18 protein-coding genes are annotated in these 19,900 nt (G+C 50.5%); 5 read left to right on the top strand and 13 right to left on the bottom strand.

Going from position 1 to position 19,900, the window contains the following annotated elements:
* The first annotated feature begins 1 nt into the window (after position 1).
* Positions 2 to 1,387 (top strand): type II secretion system protein GspE, encoded by a 1,386-nt coding sequence (gene gspE / locus EFER_RS00880; RefSeq protein ID WP_001057870.1) that lies wholly within the window; start codon positions 2 to 4, stop codon positions 1,385 to 1,387.
* Entirely contained in the window at positions 1,377 to 2,579 is a 1,203-nt protein-coding gene (gene hofC, locus EFER_RS00875) for a protein transport protein HofC (protein ID WP_000201911.1), read from the top strand. The genes gspE and hofC overlap by 11 nt, the downstream gene beginning before the upstream one ends.
* A 34-nt stretch (positions 2,580 to 2,613) precedes the next feature.
* Here hofC and guaC read toward each other — a convergent pair whose 3' ends face one another.
* Entirely contained in the window at positions 2,614 to 3,657 is a 1,044-nt protein-coding gene (gene guaC, locus EFER_RS00870) for a GMP reductase (protein WP_001217325.1), read from the bottom strand.
* Between the two features lie 225 nt (positions 3,658 to 3,882).
* Here guaC and coaE point away from each other — a divergent pair, with 225 nt between their 5' ends.
* From coaE to yacG, 3 genes are read left to right on the top strand one after another with little or no spacing between them, the layout of a single operon-like run.
* Positions 3,883 to 4,503 carry a dephospho-CoA kinase gene (gene coaE, locus EFER_RS00865; protein WP_001270925.1) on the top strand — a complete coding sequence of 207 codons (621 nt, stop codon included), beginning with the start codon at positions 3,883 to 3,885 and terminating at the stop codon, positions 4,501 to 4,503.
* Positions 4,503 to 5,246, top strand: coding sequence for a cell division protein ZapD (gene zapD / locus EFER_RS00860; RefSeq protein ID WP_000957725.1), 744 nt, complete (start codon positions 4,503 to 4,505; stop codon positions 5,244 to 5,246). The genes coaE and zapD overlap by 1 nt, the downstream gene beginning before the upstream one ends.
* Before the next feature lie 9 nt (positions 5,247 to 5,255).
* Positions 5,256 to 5,450 carry a DNA gyrase inhibitor YacG gene (yacG, locus tag EFER_RS00855; RefSeq protein ID WP_000005041.1) on the top strand — a complete coding sequence of 65 codons (195 nt, stop codon included), beginning with the start codon at positions 5,256 to 5,258 and terminating at the stop codon, positions 5,448 to 5,450.
* A 95-nt stretch (positions 5,451 to 5,545) separates the two neighbouring features.
* Here the strand turns inward: yacG and mutT are convergent, their stop codons facing one another.
* The 12 genes from mutT to murD all read right to left on the bottom strand — a co-directional run bounded on the left by mutT (position 5,546) and on the right by murD (position 19,900).
* Positions 5,546 to 5,944 (bottom strand): 8-oxo-dGTP diphosphatase MutT, encoded by a 399-nt coding sequence (gene mutT / locus EFER_RS00850; RefSeq protein WP_000736070.1) that lies wholly within the window; start codon positions 5,942 to 5,944, stop codon positions 5,546 to 5,548.
* 62 nt (positions 5,945 to 6,006) lie between these two features.
* Positions 6,007 to 8,712 carry a preprotein translocase subunit SecA gene (gene secA, locus EFER_RS00845; RefSeq protein WP_000905746.1) on the bottom strand — a complete coding sequence of 902 codons (2,706 nt, stop codon included), beginning with the start codon at positions 8,710 to 8,712 and terminating at the stop codon, positions 6,007 to 6,009.
* A 61-nt stretch (positions 8,713 to 8,773) separates the two neighbouring features.
* Positions 8,774 to 9,280, bottom strand: a complete 507-nt coding sequence (gene secM / locus EFER_RS00840) for a secA translation cis-regulator SecM (protein WP_000014339.1) — start codon at positions 9,278 to 9,280, stop codon at positions 8,774 to 8,776.
* Positions 9,281 to 9,511: 231 nt separating this feature from the next.
* Positions 9,512 to 10,429 (bottom strand): UDP-3-O-acyl-N-acetylglucosamine deacetylase, encoded by a 918-nt coding sequence (gene lpxC, locus EFER_RS00835; RefSeq protein WP_000595473.1) that lies wholly within the window; start codon positions 10,427 to 10,429, stop codon positions 9,512 to 9,514.
* Between the two features lie 100 nt (positions 10,430 to 10,529).
* A complete protein-coding gene (ftsZ, locus tag EFER_RS00830) occupies positions 10,530 to 11,681 on the bottom strand; it encodes a cell division protein FtsZ (protein ID WP_000462787.1) in 1,152 nt (383 codons plus the stop codon).
* 61 nt (positions 11,682 to 11,742) lie between these two features.
* Positions 11,743 to 13,005: a cell division protein FtsA gene (ftsA, locus tag EFER_RS00825; protein WP_000588466.1), complete on the bottom strand. Its 1,263-nt coding sequence runs from the start codon at positions 13,003 to 13,005 to the stop codon at positions 11,743 to 11,745.
* On the bottom strand, positions 13,002 to 13,832 hold the full coding sequence (gene ftsQ / locus EFER_RS00820) for a cell division protein FtsQ (protein ID WP_000075730.1): 831 nt from the start codon (positions 13,830 to 13,832) through the stop codon (positions 13,002 to 13,004). The genes ftsA and ftsQ overlap by 4 nt, the downstream gene beginning before the upstream one ends.
* A gap of 1 nt (position 13,833) precedes the next feature.
* A complete protein-coding gene (locus tag EFER_RS00815; RefSeq protein WP_000130078.1) occupies positions 13,834 to 14,754 on the bottom strand; it encodes a D-alanine--D-alanine ligase in 921 nt (306 codons plus the stop codon).
* Positions 14,747 to 16,222 carry a UDP-N-acetylmuramate--L-alanine ligase gene (gene murC, locus EFER_RS00810; RefSeq protein WP_001096084.1) on the bottom strand — a complete coding sequence of 492 codons (1,476 nt, stop codon included), beginning with the start codon at positions 16,220 to 16,222 and terminating at the stop codon, positions 14,747 to 14,749. The genes EFER_RS00815 and murC overlap by 8 nt, the downstream gene beginning before the upstream one ends.
* 53 nt (positions 16,223 to 16,275) lie before the next feature.
* Positions 16,276 to 17,343, bottom strand: a complete 1,068-nt coding sequence (gene murG / locus EFER_RS00805) for an undecaprenyldiphospho-muramoylpentapeptide beta-N-acetylglucosaminyltransferase (protein WP_000016545.1) — start codon at positions 17,341 to 17,343, stop codon at positions 16,276 to 16,278.
* A complete protein-coding gene (gene ftsW / locus EFER_RS00800; RefSeq protein ID WP_002431685.1) occupies positions 17,340 to 18,584 on the bottom strand; it encodes a cell division protein FtsW in 1,245 nt (414 codons plus the stop codon). The genes murG and ftsW overlap by 4 nt, the downstream gene beginning before the upstream one ends.
* Positions 18,584 to 19,900, bottom strand: coding sequence for a UDP-N-acetylmuramoyl-L-alanine--D-glutamate ligase (gene murD / locus EFER_RS00795; protein WP_000796452.1), 1,317 nt, complete (start codon positions 19,898 to 19,900; stop codon positions 18,584 to 18,586). Before murD ends, ftsW begins: the two co-directional genes overlap by 1 nt.

Genomic DNA, 19,900 nt, shown 5'->3' with positions numbered 1-19,900 from the left:
TATGAATAACGCACAACTTACTGCGCTCTGCCAACGTTACCAGGGCATCTTGTTAGATAGTGATCAAGAAGTGATTAACGTTGCCGTTGTGGATGCCCCTTCCCATGAGTTGCTGGACGCTCTGCATTTTGCAACACAAAAACGGATCAACATTGTCTGTTGGACACGCCAACAAATGGAAAGCCACCAGCATCAACCGCAGCAAACACTTCCTGCCGTGGTTTCGCCTGGTCATCTGACGGCGGCAGAGCTACTCAATCAAACATTGCATTCGGCACTGGCTAAACGAGCTTCTGACATTCATGTCGAACCAGCGGAAAGTTGTTACCGTATTCGACTACGTATAGATGGCGTTCTTCACGCGCTTCCTGATGTCGCAAAAGAGACGGGAACCGCATTGACAGCAAGACTGAAAGTTCTGGGTAATCTCGATATCGCGGAACACCGCCTGCCGCAAGATGGCCAATTTACTGTTGATTTGGCGGGGAATGCTGTCTCTTTTCGAATTGCTACTCTGCCTTGTCGTGGCGGTGAAAAAGTGGTGTTACGCCTTCTGCATCAGGTCGAACAAGCACTGGATATTCACCAACTGGGGATGCAACAAAACCAGCTGGAGCCCTTTATTCAGGCACTGCAACAACCTCAGGGGCTGATACTGGTGACCGGCCCAACGGGTAGCGGTAAAACTGTCACGTTGTATAGCGCACTGCAAACGCGAAATACGCCACAAAGCAATCTCTGTAGCGTGGAAGATCCTGTTGAGATCCCCATTGACGGATTAAATCAGACACAAATTCACCCACGCGCCGGGCTAACCTTTCAGGGAGTATTACGGGCACTTCTTCGCCAGGATCCTGATGTCATCATGGTGGGGGAAATTCGTGATGGTGAAACAGCAGAAATAGCCATTAAAGCTGCGCAAACCGGGCATCTGGTGCTTTCAACACTGCATACCAACTCCACCAGTGAAACTTTGGTGCGGTTGCAACAAATGGGCGTAGCCCACTGGATGTTGTCTTCAGCACTGACACTGGTTGTGGCCCAACGCCTGGTCAGAAAACTTTGTCCGCATTGCCGTCATATTCATGGCGAGTCAATCACACTTCCTGAGAATTTATGGTCAACACCACTTCCTCGTTGGCAGGCTCTGGGTTGCAAACACTGCAATCAGGGATTCTACGGTCGAGTTGCGCTGTTTGAAGTTCTTCCCATCACACCATCGTTACGCCAGTTGATCGCTAACGGTAGTGGTGTGGCAGAACTGGAAACACACGCACAACAGGAAGGTATCCAGCCGCTTTTTGCTAATGGCTGCCAGGCTGTTGAGCAAGGGTTAACCACGTTTGAAGAGCTCATTCGCGTGTTGGGAATACCTCATGGCCACTAAGCAACTCTGGTGCTGGCAAGGGATTGACAGCGATGGCCACGCACAAGAAGGCGTATTGTGGGCACAAAACCGTGCCGGACTGCTGCTTAATTTGCAGCAGTTGCGGATCACGCCCCTAAGCATGAGAAAGATAAACGTGCAGAAGGCCCACTGGAGTTCACGAAGAAGCGCAGAAGTTATCCATCAGTTAGCAACGCTGCTAAAAGCTGGACTAACACTTTCTGAAGGGTTAGCGCTACTTGCCGGGCAGCATCCCAGTAAACAATGGCAGGCACTGTTACAGACACTGGCCCATGAACTGGAGCAAGGCAATGCGCTTTCCCGTGCATTAACGCAATGGTCAGAGGTATTTCCCCCACTTTACCAGGCGATGATCCGTACAGGTGAATTAACCGGAAAGCTGGATGAATGTTGTTTTGAACTGGCCCGCCAGCAAAAAGCACAGCATTTGCTGGCAGAGAAAGTGAAAAAAGCATTGCGCTATCCGCTGATCATTTTAACGCTGGCTATTGTTGTGGTTGTAGCAATGCTGCATTTTGTGTTGCCTGAATTTGCCGCTATTTATAAAACCTTCAACACGCCCTTGCCTGCACTGACACAAGGTGTCATGGCTACAGCTGATTTTATCAGTCAGTGGGGAGGGTTAATAATGGCCTTAATCGTCCTGCTGGCTATCGCAAATCGGTTAATCAGTCGCAACACAGAGTGGCTTATTATTCGCCAGCGTTTGCTGCTTCGCTGTCCTGTCGTTGGTGCGCTGATACGCGGGCAAAAGCTCACACAGATTTTTACTATTCTCGCGTTAACACAAAGTGTTGGGATCTCGTTTTTGCAGGGGTTGGAGAGTGTCAGAGAAACCATCAGTTGCCCATACTGGTCACAACGGTTAAGGCAAATGCAGCAGGAAATCAGCACGGGGCATCCCATCTGGCTGGCATTAAAAAACGCCGAAGAGTTCAGTCCACTATGTATGCAACTGGTGAGAACAGGTGAAGCGTCTGGTTCGCTGGACTCCATGTTGCACAATCTTGCTCAGCACCACAGCGAAAATACATTCAGTCTTGCAGACAGCCTGGCTGCTCTTCTGGAGCCAGCATTACTGGTGGTGACAGGGATCATTATCGGAACGTTGGTAGTGGCAATGTATTTACCAATATTCCATCTTGGAGATGCAATGAGTGGAATGGGATAACGCTGGCGTGAGTTTGCACGCCAGCGTTGCGTGGTTACAGGCTATTGAAAATACGGTTTTCTTGTTCCTGAACGCGAATAAACGTTGTGCGTTTGGTCAACTCTTTCAAACGAGAAGCACCAACATAAGTGCAAGCGGAACGCAGACCACCGAGAATATCGCGAGCGGTATTTTCTACCGGCCCACGCAGCGGCAACTTAACCGTTTTACCTTCTGCCGCGCGATACTCCGCAACGCCGCCAACGTGGCGTTTCATGGCAGACTCGGAGCTCATACCGTAGAACAGCATAAATTTCTCGCCGTTCTCTTCGACAATACGTCCGCCACTTTCTTCGTGACCCGCCAGCATACCGCCCAGCATCACGAAATCGGCACCGCCGCCAAAGGCTTTAGCGACATCGCCCGGCGTGGTGCAACCGCCATCGCTGACAATCATACCGCCCAAACCGTGTGCCGCATCGGCACATTCGATTACCGCAGAAAGTTGCGGATAACCGACACCCGTTTTCACGCGAGTTGTACAAACAGAGCCTGGACCAATGCCGACTTTAACGATATCAGCGCCAGACAGGATCAGCTCTTCGCACATTTCGCCAGTTACCACATTGCCTGCACAAATGGTTTTGGTCGGCCATGCTTCACGCGCTTTCGCCACAAACTGGACGAAATGTTCGGAGTAGCCATTCGCTACATCAATACAAACGAAGTTTAATGCCGGATTAAGCGCCAAAATTTGTTTGGTTTTTTCGAAATCAGCGTCAGAAGTTCCGGTGGAAACCATGACATGTTTCAGCACGTCGACAGAAGAGCTGTTCACAAACGCCAGCCATTCTTCAACAGAATAATGTTTATGAACAGCAGTCAAAATGTCGAAAGAGGCCAGTGCAGATGCCATGGAAAATGTTCCAACGGTATCCATGTTTGCGGCAATAATAGGTACACCTGACCAGCTTTGGCCTGAGTGTTTAAAGGTGAATTGGCGTTCCAGTTCAACATCGGAGCGACTTTTGAGAGTGGAGCGTTTAGGGCGGATGAGAACGTCTTTGAAACCTAATTTCAGATCTTCTTCGATACGCATGTGCGGATTCCTGGGGTTAATGGCAGTAAGGGTTAAAGCACAACTCCAGTGACGCTATCATACGCACTAATCAGTACCGTGCAAGACTGCGAAATTCTCTTTTTTTACGCTACAATCCCATAAATTTACCTGACGAATGGTAAGTACCATCCGCTTTAACGGCCATTTCCACCGTTTATTTTTTAACAAACTGATTAATATGTTTAATTCCAGGAATATACATATATGAGGTATACGGTAGCCTTAACGGGCGGTATTGGTAGTGGTAAAAGCACTGTTGCAAATGCGTTTGCCCGTCTCGGTATAAATATCATTGACGCTGATATTATTGCACGTCAGGTAGTTGAACCTGGAAAACCCGCGCTTAAGGCAATCGAAGAACATTTTGGTCGTGAAATTATTGCTGAAGATGGGTCATTGAAACGGCGGGTTTTACGAGAACGAATATTTTCTCACCCGGAGGAGAAAGCCTGGCTAAATGCCCTGCTTCATCCTTTGATTCAGCAGGAAACCCAGTGTCAGATTCAACGTGCAACTTCCCCTTACGTGTTATGGGTTGTGCCATTGCTGGTGGAAAACGCATTATATAAAAAAGCGAATCGTGTCCTCGTTATCGATGTCACGCCAGAAACACAGCTCAAACGAACTATGCGGCGTGATGATGTTACGCGCGAGCATGTTGAACAAATTCTTGCTGCCCAGGCCACGCGTGACGCGCGCCTTGCCGTGGCAGACGACGTTATTGATAATAACGGCACAGCGGATGCGATTGCATCGGATGTCGCCCACCTGCACGCGAAGTATTTACAACTCGCGGCGCAGTTTGTCTCACAGGAAAAACCATAATGCTCACCCAGGTTCTTTTTGAACATCCTCTTAATGAAAAAATGCGCACATGGTTGCGTATTGAATTTCTGATTCAACAACTCTCCGTCAATCTGCCTGTTGCCGATCATGCTGGCGCTTTGCATTTCTTCCGCAATATTGCCGACCTGCTGGATGTGTTTGAACGTGGTGAAGTGCGTACTGAACTCCTCAAAGAACTGGAACGCCAACAACGGAAACTTCAGGCGTGGATTGAAGTTCCGGGCGTTGACCAGGACCGTATTGAAGCGCTACGAACAGAGTTAAAAAACGCAGGAAGTATTTTGATTTCTGCACCGCGTATCGGGCAATTTTTACGTGAAGATCGCCTGATTGCTCTGGTTCGTCAGCGTCTGAGTATCCCTGGCGGCTGCTGTAGTTTTGATTTACCGACACTGCATATTTGGCTGCATATGCCACAGGCAATGCGTGATGCACAAATCGAAACATGGCTCGCCAGCCTCAGCCCGCTTAACCATGCGCTCACATTGGTTCTGGATTTAATTCGTAATTCTGTTCCATTCCGCAAACAAACCAGCCTGAATGGTTTTTATCAGGATAATGGCGAAGATGCCGATCTGCTGCGTCTGCAATTGCCACTGGATTCACAGCTCTATCCGCAAATTTCCGGTCATAAGAGCCGTTTTGCGATTCGATTCATGCCGCTGGACAGTGAAAATGGTCTGGTGCCAGAACGCCTGGACTTTGAACTGGCCTGCTGCTAAGGGGTAAAAATGTCAGAAACGATTACCGTTAATTGTCCAACCTGCGGGAAAACTGTTGTCTGGGGAGAAATAAGCCCCTTTCGTCCATTTTGCTCTAAACGTTGTCAGCTAATTGACCTGGGAGAATGGGCCGCAGAGGAAAAACGCATTCCCAGCAGTGGCGATCTGTCCGAAAGCGATGACTGGAGCGAAGAACCAAAATAACCGGACGTTATGTTTGTAACATTGTCGGATACCAGGCCTGACGCGCCAGCGTCGCATCAGGCATCTGGTGTAAATGTAGGATACGGCGTAACGTCTTATCCGACCTGTAAACGCTTGAGCTTTGCAATTACTGGTTCATTAGCCGGAGGAAAATCTTCCGCATTCAGATTGTCAAGTGCAATCCATTGACCCGGTTGCCCTTCTTTACCCCACGGCTCACCTTCCCAGCTTTCAACCAACCAAAACCAAAGCGTGATATGTCTGTCAGGGAACTGATACTCAAGTTTTTCAAACAGTGAGAATCGTTCTGGGGTGATACCAACCTCTTCCTGCAGCTCGCGAATTACTGCCTGATCGGGTGTTTCTCCCGCCTCAATTTTGCCACCAGGAAACTCAAGTTTATTCGCCATATGCGCATCTGCTGCACGCTGCGTTATAAAGATTTCATGCTTTTGGTTACGGATTATCCCTACCGCAATTTGCAGTTTTTTCATGCTTTAAACCTGTAAAAAAGGCGCAGAATCCTGCGCCTTTTACCTTATGTGTGAATATTTAATTACTGCAGGCGGCCATGGCACTGCTTGTATTTTTTACCAGAACCACACGGGCAAGGATCATTACGACCCACTTTACGATCCCCCGTTTGGGCAGCAAGTGCCGCAGCTGCAGCAGTGTCGTCATCCTGATGGCTCAGCTGCTGCATTTGTGCTAAACGCTCGGCTTCCATACGACGCTGCTGCTCCAGCTCTTCAACTTCTTCCGGCATACGTACCTGAACTTTACTCAGCGTACTGACCACTTCATATTTCAGTGATTCCAGCATTGCAGCAAACATTGAGAAAGACTCACGCTTGTATTCCTGCTTCGGATCTTTTTGCGCGTAACCACGCAGGTGGATACCCTGACGCAGATAATCCATTGCTGCCAGATGCTCTTTCCAAAGGGAGTCGAGTGTTTGCAGCATCACGCCTTTTTCAAAGTGGCGCATCATCTCAGCACCAACAATCTCTTCTTTACGCTTATAAACTTCGATGGCGTGAGTCAGAATACGTTCGCGCAGCGTCTCTTCATGCAACTCCGGCTCTTTATCCAGCCATTCTGCAATCGGCATATCCAAATCGAAGTCGTTTTTCAGGCGTTCTTGCAAACCTGGAATATCCCACATTTCTTCCAGAGATTGTGGCGGAATATAAGCGTCGATTGTGACTTTAAAGACATCTTCACGGATGCTATTGATGGTTTCGCTTACATCGCTGACATCCAGCAGTTCGTTACGCTGTGCATAAATTGCGCGACGCTGATCGTTAGCCACATCATCATATTCCAGCAACTGCTTACGAATATCGAAGTTACGGCTTTCAACTTTACGTTGGGCGTTAGCAATCGCTTTGGTCACCCACGGGTGTTCAATGGCTTCGCCTGGTTTCATACCCAGTTTGCGCATCATGCCGGAAACGCGATCAGAGGCAAAAATACGCATCAGTGCATCTTCCATCGACAGGTAGAAACGCGAAGAACCCGCATCCCCCTGACGACCGGAACGACCACGTAACTGGTTATCAATACGACGTGATTCGTGACGTTCTGTACCAATGATGTGTAAACCGCCCGCCGCCAGAACCTGGTCGTGGCGAACCTGCCATGCAGCTTTAATTTCTTCAATTTGCTCTGGTGTTGGGTTTTCCAGAGCAGCAACTTCTGCCTGCCAGCTACCACCCAGCACGATATCCGTACCGCGGCCTGCCATGTTAGTTGCAATGGTCACCGCACCAGGATAACCCGCCTGGGCGACGATAGCAGCTTCGTTAGCGTGGAATTTGGCGTTCAGAACGTTATGTTTGATACCCGCTTTGGTCAGCTCGTTAGACACCAACTCCGATTTTTCGATGGAGATAGTACCTACCAGTACCGGCTGGTTTCTCGCTGTACACTCTTTGATATCTTCGATAATTGCCTGAATTTTCTCGGCTTCCGACATATACACCAGATCCGGCATATCCTTGCGGATCATCGGACGGTTGGTCGGTACAACCACGGTATCCAGTCGATAGATAGAACGGAATTCGAATGCCTCGGTATCCGCTGTACCGGTCATACCTGCCAGTTTTTCATACAAGCGGAAGTAGTTCTGGAAGGTGATAGAAGCCAGCGTCTGGTTTTCGTTCTGGATTTCCACCCCTTCTTTCGCTTCCACTGCCTGATGCAAACCATCAGACCAACGACGCCCTTGCATGGTACGGCCAGTATGCTCATCAACGATGATAACTTCACCGTCTTTTACGATGTAATCAACATCACGGGTAAACAAGGCATGTGCACGCAGTGCCGCTGTTACGTGGTGCATCAGCATAATGTTAGCCGGGGAGTACAACGACTCACCTTCATCCATAATGCCTTCTTTCACCAGTAATTCTTCGATCAACACCAGACCTCTTTCGGTCAGGTTTACCTGGCGCGATTTTTCATCAACCGAGAAGTGGCCTTCGCCCTGGAACGTATCCGAATCTTCCTTCTCCTGACGAATCAGGTGCGGGATGATTTTGTTCACTTTCTTGTACATTTCCGAACTGTCTTCTGCCGGGCCGGAAATGATCAGTGGGGTACGTGCTTCATCAATGAGAATGGAGTCAACTTCGTCCACCAGCGCATAATGCAGTTTACGCTGTACGCGCTCTTCCGGACTAAATGCCATATTGTCACGCAGATAGTCGAAGCCGAATTCGTTGTTTGTACCGTAGGTAATGTCGGCTGCATACGCCGCACGTTTCGCTGGTGCAGGCATACCTGGCAGGTTGATCCCCACGGTCATGCCAAGGAACTCAAACAACGGACGGTTATTTTCGGCGTCACGCTGGGCCAGATAGTCATTGACAGTAACTACGTGAACACCTTTACCACTCAACGCATTAAGATAGGCAGGCAGTGTTGCGGTCAGTGTTTTACCTTCACCAGTACGCATTTCTGCGATACAGCGATCGTTTAGAACCATACCGCCGAGCAGCTGCACATCGAAGTGACGCATACCAAATACACGTTTACTGGCTTCACGTACCACAGCGAAAGCTTCCGGGATCAGACTTTCAACTGTTTCACCTTTTTCCAGACGGGCGCGGAATTCCGCAGTTTTCGCTTTCAGCTCGTCATCGGAGAGTTTTTCCATCTCCGGTTCCATCGCATTGATGACATTGACTGCTTTACGCATACGACGCAACGTACGATCGTTACGGCTACCGAATACTTTTGTTAATAATTTGATAAGCATAATAAAATCTCAAACGCCCCGCTCAGCGGAGTCAATACAAGGAATTAATGGTTTTATATTTTTAGCTAAGGCGTTGAGGGCCGGCGCGGATACCCTGCGCCTGGCTAATCCAGACGGATGTGCTAAATGCAGCCAGAGGAGAGAAATGGGCATAGTCCACGCGGTGCACAATGGTGGCAGGTGTACCTTCTTGCGTCAGCATCGCACTGAGCGTATTCAGCAGAGCAAGGTGCTGAGCCTGCAGCGGGGACGACTCTTCTGCAACAGGCAAGACTTGCGGTGCCATGGCAAAAGAGAGATGACGAATAACGGTACGAATTGCGTGCTGATGCCAGTAATCAACGGAATAATTAGGCCGACGAGTGTTAGCCTCAAGCAAAGCAAGCTGGCTAAAGTTAACCTTCGCAGAAGGTTCATGATTACTGGAGGTGGCTTTCGCAGGTGCGTTAGGCTCGGCAGCATTGCTGAGCGCAGGCAACCCTAAACTCGCCGCGACCATCCCTAACAAGAGATGCGGCCAGAAGTAGCGTCTACCTAACTGTCGCCAGCGCGTCAGTATTCCACTCACGTCATTGCCATCCTGATCATATGCACACTTTTTACAAACAAATCTTATCATTAAAGCCCGTATTCCACAGCAGTAATGACGAGTACTCAGGGGTAAAAGTGATTAATAAAGCAGCGTTCGCACAACACTGTTTTGCTGCAATAGATAAAATACAAAAAAAAACGACTGGCTTACCTGGCCGGAGAGAGTGCCAGGTTAACCAGTCGAATTTTATACGACAAAAACTTGTCGTTATGCCAGTACAGTCGAAGGCGCTTTAAACGCCAGCGGCAGTTCTGCGTCGTCCTGGAAGGTCACATATTCCCAAGCTTCCTGTTTTGCCAGGACTGCCTGCAACAATTTGTTATTCAGTGCATGACCGGATTTATAAGCGGTAAATGCACCAATAATGTTGTGACCGCACATGAACAAATCACCGATCGCGTCGAGCATTTTGTGACGTACAAACTCGTCTTCAAAACGCAGACCGTCTTCGTTCAGCACGCGATAATCGTCAACAACGATGGCACAATCGAAGCTGCCGCCCAGGCACAAGCCTCGAGACTGCAGATATTCGATATCACGCATGAAACCGAAGGTACGCGCCCGGCTAATCTGGCGCATAAATGCATCAGCAGAGAAGTTCATCGCGTAGCGCTGAGTGCTGGAATCGATCGCCGGGTGGTTAAAGTCGATGGTGAAATCCAACGTAAAACCATTGTACGGTCTGAATTCAGCCCACTTGTCGCCATCTTCAACACGAACAGTCTCTTTGATACGTACAAATTTTTTCGCGCTGTTCAGTTCCTCAATGCCTGCATCAAGCAGCAGGTAGACAAACGGGGCAGCACTGCCGTCCATGATCGGGATTTCCGGAGCATCAACCTCAATAACGATGTTATCGATGCCTAAACCCGCCAGAGCAGCGTTAAGGTGCTCTACGGTCGAAATCCGTACATCATGCTCGTTGACCAGACACGTGCAGAGCATGGTATCACGCACAGATTTGGCATCGGCCGGGAAATCTACCGGTGGATTCAAGTCGGTGCGACGATAGATGACCCCGGTGTTGGCCGGCGCAGGGCGTAACGTCAGGGTGACTTTCTTGCCGGTATGTAAACCGACACCCGTCGCCTGAACGATACGTTTAAGTGTCCTTTGTTTGATCATCGTATTATCTCGCCAAATTACCTATCCAACCGAAGTGTACTATACATTCGGCGGGCCAGTTTAGCACAAAGAGCCTCGAAACCCAAATTCCAGCTAATTCTTAATCAGCTTGCTTACGCAGGAATGCTGGGATATCCAGATAATCCGGCTCTTTTGCGCTTTGTGGCGTATTGTCATTTACCACTTTCGCTACCGGTTTCTGCTCTTGTGTTAACGGCGCCATACCGTGCTGCTGATAGCGATCCATTACCGGCTGCTGTACCTGTTTATTGGTCACCAGAGTAATTTCTGGACGCTTGTCCATACCGATACCCGTTGCAACTACGGTTACGCGCAGTTCATCGTTCATATCCGGGTCAAGAGAAGTACCGATAACCACGGTGGCGTTATCCGACGCAAATGCACGGATGGTATTACCCACAGTTTCGAACTCATCCAGACGCAGGTCGAAGCCCGCTGTAATGTTAACCAGTACACCGCGTGCACCAGACAGGTCGATATCTTCCAACAGCGGAGAAGAAATAGCCATTTCAGCCGCTTCTTCCGCACGGTCTTCACCGCTCGCCACGCCAGACCCCATCATTGCGTAGCCCATTTCAGACATTACGGTGCGTACGTCTGCAAAGTCCACGTTCATCAGGCCCGGACGAGTAATCAGTTCAGCGATACCCTGAACAGCGCCTTTGAGTACATCGTTCGCTGCGCCAAACGCATCCAGCAGGGAGATACCACGGCCCAGAACTTTCAGTAGTTTGTCGTTCGGGATGGTGATCAGCGAGTCCACATGCTTGGACAGCTCAGTGATCCCCTGCTCCGCAAATGCCATACGCTTCTTGCCTTCGAAGTTGAACGGCTTAGTGACGACAGCAACGGTCAGGATTCCTAAATCTTTTGCAACTTCAGCCACTACGGGTGCAGCACCAGTCCCCGTACCACCACCCATACCGGCGGCGATAAAGACCATGTCTGCCCCTTCAAGTGCTGCTCGCAATGCTTCGCGATCTTCGTCAGCTGCATTGCGACCGACTTCCGGGTTTGCCCCCGCACCCAGACCTTTGGTAATACCACTACCGATCTGAATAGTCTGGCCAACCGCTGTTTTACGCAACGCCTGAGCGTCGGTATTCACCGCGAAGAATTCAACACCCTCAATGCGCTCGCGCACCATGTGTTCAACGGCATTGCCACCGCCGCCACCGACGCCGATGACCTTAATCACCGCGTCGTTGGTAAGTTCCATAGGTTCAAACATAGTTTCTCTCCGTTTTGTGCCTGTCGCCTGAGGCCGTAATAATTGCCGACCTCTTAAAAAATTAAAACTCTTTGCGCAACCAGCTATTCAGTCGTTTGATCCACGACCCAACTGATGCTGTAACCCGTTTTTCCACTTCAGCCTCACCACTAAGATGAGTCTCTTTTCCGTAGTGAAGCAACCCAACCGCCGTCGAGTAATACGGCTCCTGAGCATAATCTGTTAACCCGGTGATATTCAGCGGTGCGCCAATACGCACCTGAGTATGAAACACACGCTGGGCACAGGCCGCCAGGCCTTCAATTTGCGCAGCGCCACCGGTTAATACAATCCCCGCCGCGAGGTGATGTTTCACGCCTTGCTGACGAAGTTGTTCCTGTAACTGCAATATCTCTTCGTTGACCAGATTTAGCAACTCGGTATAACGCGGCTCAATCACTTCTGCCAGAGTCTGCCGTTGCAGGCTGCGTGGTGGACGCCCCCCCACACTTGGCACTTCAACGCTCTCATCTTTGCCTACCAGCGACCCCAACGCACAACCATGCCGTACCTTAATCGCTTCGGCATCACTTGGTGGTGTACCGAAGGCATAAGCGATGTCGCTGGTCACCACATTCCCGGCGTAAGGAATAACTTTGGTATGGCGCAAGGCACCGCCAGTATAAACGGCAATATCCATTGTACCACCACCGATATCCACTACGCAGACCCCCAGTTCACGTTCATCTTCCGTCAATACGGAATAACTGGCTGCGAGTCCGGCAAATATCAGTTGGTCAACTTTCAGGCCACAACGTTCAACAGCTTTAACAATGTTTTTTGCCATATCGTTGTGACAGGTGATCAAATGCACTTTAGCCTGCATCCGTACACCGGAAAGCCCCACAGGATTCTTGATGCCCTCCTGGTAGTCAATGGCGTATTCCTGCGGGATAACATGCAGAACACGATGTTCGTCGCGGACACGTACCGACTTCGCGGTATGTACAACGTTCTCAACGTCTTCCTGCGTCACTTCTTCTTCGGAAATCGGTACCATACCGATTTCATTCTGGCAGCTGATATGCTTACCAGAAAGCGCCAGATACACCGAGGAGATCTGGCAATCTGCCATTAATTCTGCCTGGTCAATAGCGCGTTGTACGCACTTAACCACGGATTCGAGGTCGTTCACCCCGCCTTTATCCATACCACGTGACGGGCAGCTGCCCACGCCAATGATATTGACCATACCGTCGGGCAGAACTTCCCCTACTAAAGCGGCAACCTTCGCGGTACCAATCTCCAGTCCTACTACCAGTTTTCTGTCCGTCGCCTTGATCATTGTTGTTCTGCCTGTGCCTGATTTTGTTGCTGATTAGATTCCTCTGGCGGTAAAGGCGCCCAGCCTACTGCCGCACCAGAGTCATAACGCAAATCAACGTAGCTAATCCGTTTGCCATCGGTTTGCGCCTGCTGCTGTAAAACTGGATAAAGTTCTACAAAGCGAGCCAAACGTTTCATCGTATCGCCCCTGCCAAGATTGAGCTTAATATCGTTATTCAGCGTCAACTGCCAGGAGCGGCGAGCGGTCATTGCCGCTTCCTTCAGAGTAAACCTGTTTTTTGCCAGCACCTGGCCCATCTCCCGGTAGCCCTGCAAGACTTCATTTGCGCTACCTTCCGGGCCGTATAACATGGGCAAAACCTGCTTGCTGGTGCGATCGGTTGGTACACTGAAGGTATTTCCTTCGGCATCTACCATATGCTGATCATTCCAACGCGCAATCGGCACATATTCAACCAGATGAATCTTCAATTCATCGGGCCACTGCTTTCTGACGCTCACCTGCTTAATCCATGGCAAACGTTGTTCAATCTGACTCTGGATAATGTTGACATCCTGAGTCATAAAGGTGCCCGGCTCACCCAGCGCCAGAATCGACTGTCGGATATCATCGTTACGCGTGTAATGACGCTCACCCGTTAACACCAGTTTGGACAATGGTAAACGCTGCGCATCTTCCATCCATCCCAGCACAACCCAGCCGCTGACTAACACGGTACATAGTACGGTCAGCAGGAAAAGTATCCCCGCCAGACGAGTGCCATTATTGCGGTGAGAAGAGATTTCTTCCTCACTGTTTCGTGTGTTCAGCGCAGCCTGCGACATATCAGTCCGCCAATTCCAGAATTCGTACTACCAACTGCGAAAAACTCATTCCTGCCTGACGCGCAGCCATTGGCACCAGACTATGGCTGGTCATCCCCGGCGAGGTATTCGCTTCCAGCAGATAAAACTGCCCATCATCATCCAACATGACGTCAATGCGTCCCCATCCTTTGCAGCCTAAAGTTGTCCATGCTTTTTGCACTAACGACTTTAAAATCGACTCTTGTTCTGCTTCCAGACCAGATGGACAGAAATATTGTGTCTCATCAGAGAGATATTTCGCCTCATAATCATAGAAGGTTCCAGCAGGTTGGATACGAATCGATGGTAAAATTTCTTCTCCGAGTATCGCAACCGTGAACTCCGGCCCACTTAGCCATTTTTCAACCAGAACTTCGTCATCATGCTGAAATGCCAATTTTAATGCATTTTCAACAGAATTTTCTGCTACTACTTTCGACATTCCAACGCTTGAGCCTTCGCGGCTTGGTTTCACTATTAATGGTAAACCTAACGCAGAAATTTGTTTAACCACTTCATCACTAAGCCCTTTTTCAAACTCAGTACGCGTGATTGCCACCCATGGAGCAACGGGCAGCCCTGCCCCTTGCCATAATAATTTGCTACGCAGCTTGTCCATTGAAATAGCTGAAGCCATCACACCACTACCGGTATAAGGTAAGCCCAGAAGCTCAAGCATACCTTGTAGGGTACCGTCCTCACCGCCACGGCCATGCAGGGCAATAAACACCTTTTGAAATCCCATGGATTTCAGCTGTGCCACATCGACGTCTTTCGGGTCGACAGGATATGCATCTACACCGCCTTCACGCAGACCCGCCAACACAGCCGCACCTGAATTCAGTGAAACTTCCCGCTCTGCGGAAGTGCCACCCAGCAGAACAGCAATTTTATCAGTCATGCTGTCCATCCTCAGAAGTTTGCGGCTTGAGTTTGATTTCTGCTAAATAACGCGCAATCTTGCCGATATTCCCGGCCCCTTGTACGAGGATGAGATCGTTACCGGTAAGGACCGGCGCCAGCATCTCTGCAACTTTAGCGGGATCAGACACCAGTATTGGATCGATTTTACCGCGACCGCGAATTGTGCGGCAAAGCGAACGGCTATCTGCGCCTGGAATCGGGGATTCGCCTGCCGGATAGACTTCCAGCATCAGCAGGGTATCAACCTGCGTCAGAACATTGGCGAAGTCATCATACAGATCGCGGGTACGGGTAAAACGATGCGGCTGGAACAACATCACCAGATTTTTCTCCGGCCAGCCTGCACGTGCTGCTTTAATCGTCGCGTCCACTTCGGTCGGGTGGTGACCGTAATCATCGACCAGCATTGCCGTACCGCTTTTACCATTCACTGGATTCAACGGGAACTCACCGAGGAAATCGAAGCGACGGCCGGTTCCCTGGAAGCTCTCCAGCGCACGCAGAATAACGTCATCTTCAATCCCCTCTTCCGTGGCAACTGCAACCGCAGCTGCGGCATTCAGCGCGTTATGACGGCCAGGCGCATTGAGTGTTACACGCAAAGGTTCTTTGTCCTGACGCAGTAACGTAAAGTGCCCCTGCGGACCAATCTGCTGGTAATCTTCCACACGCACGTCAGCATCTTCACTGAAACCGTAAGTGGTAATTTGACGGCCCACACGTGGTAACAATTCGCGGATCACCGGATCGTCAACACACATTACTGCACGACCGTAAAACGGTAAGTTGTGCAGAAAATTAATAAAGGTTTGTTTTAAATTCTCGAAGTCGCCCTGATAAGTATCCATATGGTCGGCTTCGATATTGGTGACAATCGCCACCATCGGTTGCAGATGGAGGAAAGACGCGTCACTCTCATCCGCTTCAGCAATCAGGTAACGGCCATGACCTAAACGTGCATGAACACCTGCTGCCTTCACCAGACCACCGTTAACAAATGTCGGATCAAGGCCCGCTTCTGCATAAATGCTGGACACCATTGCGGTGGTGGTGGTTTTACCATGTGTCCCGGCAATGGCGATACCGTGACGAAAACGCATTAATTCGGCCAGCATTTCAGCACGACGGATCACCGGAATACGCGCTTCATGGGCAGCAACAATTTCCGGGTTATCGGCAGAAATAGCACTGGAGACGACCACCACGCTGGCATCACGCACATTTTCCGGGCGATGGTTAAAGTAAATCGTCGCGCCCAGGTTTGTTAACTGCTGAGTGACCGGGTTTGGCGCTAAATCTGAACCACTGATCTGATAACCTTCATTGGCCAGAACTTCGGCAATACCGCCCATACCGGCACCACCGATGCCGACAAAGTGAATGTGCCGAACGCGACGCATTTCGGGCACGATGTAACGCAGTTTTGCCAATTGTTGTGTATTCATTCTTTACGCCATTAACTTCTGAAATCCATGCGATGCAAAAGGCATCACTACAATTAAGACCGGGCAGCCCGGCTCACTTCGTTTGCAACCCGCTCAGTGGCATCAGGTACTGATGCCGCACGGGCGCGTTCTGCCATAGTTAATAAAGTTTCACGTGACCAGCCAGCAAGCGTGCTGGCAACGGCATCCACGGTAAACTGTGGCTGCTCAAAAATTTTCGCTGCTCCCGCTTTCTCCAGCGGTAACGCATTCCAGTACTGTTGCCTGTCTTTATGCTGAAATGGCACAAAAATCGCGGGCAATCCGGCGGCAGCTATTTCACTGACTGTCAACGCGCCAGAGCGACACACAACCACATCTGCCCAGGCATAGGCAGCCGCCATATCATCAATAAACTCTGTCACTTTATGCTGCGGTTGCCCCGCATCCGCATAAGCCTGCTCAACGATTTGTTGCGCACCTTTACCGCTCTGATGCCAGATGGTTACTGTATCGCCAAGTTTTGCCGCGACCAGCGGCATTGTCTGGTTTAATATCCGCGCTCCCTGGGAACCACCTACCACCAGTACGCGAATCGGACCTTCACGTCCAGCCAAACGCTGCTGCGGCAACGGTAGTGCCAGCACATCGGTCCGTACCGGGTTACCAACAACTTCCGCATTGGGGAAAGCCCCCGGAAATGCCTGCATCACTTTAGTGGCAATCTTCGCCAGCCATTTATTGGTTAAGCCCGCGATACCGTTTTGTTCGTGAAGCACAACCGGGATGCCAAGCGACCACGCCGCCAGACCGCCAGGCCCGGAAACATATCCGCCCATACCTAATACAACATCAGGTTTGAACGCTTTCATAATCGCCCGCGCCTGACGCCAGGCGTTAAAAATACGCAGAGGCGCAGCTAACAGCGCTTTTATACCTTTGCCACGCAGACCAGAGATACGAATGAAATCAATTTCAATGCCATGTTTTGGCACTAAGTCCGCTTCCATACGATCGGCAGTACCCAACCAGCGAACTTCCCACCCCTGGGCTATTAAATGGTGCGCAACCGCCAGTCCTGGGAACACATGACCACCAGTACCACCAGCCATCACCATTAACCGCTTCCCTTGACCGCTCATCGTGAACCTCGTGCAAACGCCTGGGCTTTTTCCAGACGTGTTTCATAATCAATGCGCAACAACAGCATGATCGCTGTCGACATAATCAATAAACTCGAACCGCCGTAACTGATGAGAGGCAATGTCAGGCCTTTGGTCGGTAACATCCCCGCGGCTGCGCCAACGTTCACCAGTGCCTGGAAGCTGAACCAGATACCGATAGAACAGGCCAAAAAGCCTGAAAAACGGTGATCAATTTCCAGCGCTTTACGACCGATAGACATCGCGCGAAAAGCGACGAAGAATACCATTAAAAGTGCCAGTACCACACCGACATACCCCAGTTCTTCACCGATAATGGCGAAAATAAAGTCAGTATGCGCCTCCGGCAGATACTCCAGTTTCTGCACCGAATTACCCAGCCCTTGTCCCCATAATTCGCCACGACCAAACGCCATCAGCGATTGTGTCAGTTGGTAACCGCTGCCAAACGGATCATCCCAGGGATTCCAGAATGAAGTTACACGGCGAATACGGTACGGTTCAGCGAGGATCAGCAGAATAACAGCCGAGATTCCCATGCCGATAATGGCGATAAACTGCCACAGCTTCGCCCCCGCCAAAAACAGCATCGCCAGCGTCGTCACAAACAGCACCACCACCGTACCGAGGTCAGGTTGTGCCAGCAGCAAGATCGCCAACACCAGAATCACGCCCATCGGTTTCAGGAAGCCACGCAGGTTATTACGTACTTCGTCGCCTTTACGCACCAGATAGTTGGCGATGTAGCAAAACAGCGATAACTTAGTCAGCTCCGCTGGCTGAATACGCAGCAAACCAAGATCGATCCAACGCGATGCCCCTTTTACCGAGCTACCTACCACCAGTACGATCATCAGCAAAATGATCGAACCTAACAGCATCGTAGTGCTATAGCGCTGCCAGAACTCCATCGGCAGGCGCAGTGTAATAATCGCCAGAATGAACGCCAGGATCAGGTAGACGCCATCACGCTTAGCGAAGAAAAAGGGATCGTTAGTCAAGCGTTGCCCGATCGGCATTGATGCCGACGTCACCATGATAAAACCGATCGCCGCAAGGCCGAAGGTCAGCCACAGCAGAGTACGATCGTACATGATCAGGCTGTCGGTATCTTTTTCCCGCGAGCCCATCACCCAGCCTTTTACTGCCGTAAAGAGCCATGCAAGGATACTGAATCCCGGCAGACGTGGCATTTTCAGGCGAGGGAGAGATAAACGCATCAACCTAACTCCTTCGCCAGACGGGCAAATTCATTGCCTCGTTGTTCAAAGTTCTTGAACTGATCAAGGCTGGCACAGGCCGGGGAGAGCAGAACCATATCTCCTGGTTGAACACGCGGAGCCAGCAAGCGCATCGCCTGTTCCATGGTTTCAGTTTGTTCTGCCACTTCCGGGCGTAGCGCCGCCAGCTGCGCACCGTCACGACCAAAACAATACAGACGCACGTTATCACCATTCAGGTAATGCGCCAGTGGGCTGAAGTCCGCCGATTTACCATCGCCGCCCAGCAACAAATGCAGCGTGCCGTCTACGTGCAAGCCATTCAACGCTGCTTCCGTACTGCCGACGTTAGTGGCTTTCGAATCGTTAATCCAGCGCACACCGTTATGTTCCAGCACCACTTCAAAGCGATGCGGTAGACCAGTGAACGTAGTTAACGCTTTCAGGCTACTGGCACGTGGTAATCCAGCTGCGTCTGCCAGCGCCAGTGCCGCCAGCGCATTGGTGTAGTTATGCTGACCGGAAAGTTTCATCTCTTTCACGTTCAACACTTTCTCGCCTTTCACCCGCAGCCAGGTTTCACCCTGCTGATGATTCAGGTGATAGTCGCCCATATTGATACCAAAGCTAACGCAACGTTCATCCGCACCACGAATCGGCATTGTTAAGGCATCGTCAGCATTAACCACGCAAACTTTCGCATTTTCATAAATGCGCAATTTTGCCGCACGATACTGCTGTAAACCAAATGGATAGCGATCCATATGATCTTCTGTCACGTTCAGAATGGTCGCTGCCACCGCCTGTAAACTGGAGGTGGTTTCCAGCTGGAAGCTCGACAGCTCGAGCACGTACAGTTCGCACTCAGCATCCAACAGCATCAACGCGGGCAGGCCAATGTTGCCACCCACGCCAACGTTAACGCCCGCCGCTTTCGCCATTTCACCCACTAGTGTGGTGACAGTGCTTTTGCCATTAGAACCGGTGATCGCCACAATCGGTGCTTGTGCTTCGCGGCAGAATAGCTCGATATCGCCAACGATTTCGATTCCGGCATCGGCGGCAGCGCTTAAGGAAGGATGCGCCAATGCAATGCCGGGACTGGCGACGATCAGATCAGCCGCCATCAGCCATTCGTCATTAAGACCGCCCGTGTGGCGTTCTACGGCTTCGGGTAATTTATCCAGGCCAGGCGGTGTCATCCGCGTATCCATGACGCGCGGCGTCACACCGCGAGCGAGGAAAAAGTCCACGCAAGAAAGCCCGGTAAGGCCCAGGCCGATAATGACGACATTTTTACCCTGGTAATCAGCCAT

This window comes from Escherichia fergusonii ATCC 35469, from assembly GCF_000026225.1.
Lineage (GTDB): Bacteria > Pseudomonadota > Gammaproteobacteria > Enterobacterales > Enterobacteriaceae > Escherichia > Escherichia fergusonii.
The sequence above is the reverse complement of the archived record's forward strand: the minus strand, read 5'-3'. Positions and strand labels throughout refer to the sequence as shown.

Coding starts and splice junctions, on each gene's coding strand:
- EFER_RS00815 (WP_000130078.1), bottom strand. CDS start 14,754: ATGACTGATAAAATTGCTGTTCTGCTGGGTGGCACTTCCGCAGAGCGG.
- murC (WP_001096084.1), bottom strand. CDS start 16,222: ATGAATACACAACAATTGGCAAAACTGCGTTACATCGTGCCCGAAATG.
- zapD (WP_000957725.1), top strand. CDS start 4,503: ATGCTCACCCAGGTTCTTTTTGAACATCCTCTTAATGAAAAAATGCGC.
- guaC (WP_001217325.1), bottom strand. CDS start 3,657: ATGCGTATCGAAGAAGATCTGAAATTAGGTTTCAAAGACGTTCTCATC.
- coaE (WP_001270925.1), top strand. CDS start 3,883: ATGAGGTATACGGTAGCCTTAACGGGCGGTATTGGTAGTGGTAAAAGC.
- ftsA (WP_000588466.1), bottom strand. CDS start 13,005: ATGATCAAGGCGACGGACAGAAAACTGGTAGTAGGACTGGAGATTGGT.
- murG (WP_000016545.1), bottom strand. CDS start 17,343: ATGAGCGGTCAAGGGAAGCGGTTAATGGTGATGGCTGGTGGTACTGGT.
- ftsW (WP_002431685.1), bottom strand. CDS start 18,584: ATGCGTTTATCTCTCCCTCGCCTGAAAATGCCACGTCTGCCGGGATTC.
- murD (WP_000796452.1), bottom strand. CDS start 19,900: ATGGCTGATTACCAGGGTAAAAATGTCGTCATTATCGGCCTGGGCCTT.
- ftsQ (WP_000075730.1), bottom strand. CDS start 13,832: ATGTCGCAGGCTGCGCTGAACACACGAAACAGTGAGGAAGAAATCTCT.
- secA (WP_000905746.1), bottom strand. CDS start 8,712: ATGCTTATCAAATTATTAACAAAAGTATTCGGTAGCCGTAACGATCGT.
- ftsZ (WP_000462787.1), bottom strand. CDS start 11,681: ATGTTTGAACCTATGGAACTTACCAACGACGCGGTGATTAAGGTCATC.
- mutT (WP_000736070.1), bottom strand. CDS start 5,944: ATGAAAAAACTGCAAATTGCGGTAGGGATAATCCGTAACCAAAAGCAT.
- yacG (WP_000005041.1), top strand. CDS start 5,256: ATGTCAGAAACGATTACCGTTAATTGTCCAACCTGCGGGAAAACTGTT.
- gspE (WP_001057870.1), top strand. CDS start 2: ATGAATAACGCACAACTTACTGCGCTCTGCCAACGTTACCAGGGCATC.
- hofC (WP_000201911.1), top strand. CDS start 1,377: ATGGCCACTAAGCAACTCTGGTGCTGGCAAGGGATTGACAGCGATGGC.
- lpxC (WP_000595473.1), bottom strand. CDS start 10,429: ATGATCAAACAAAGGACACTTAAACGTATCGTTCAGGCGACGGGTGTC.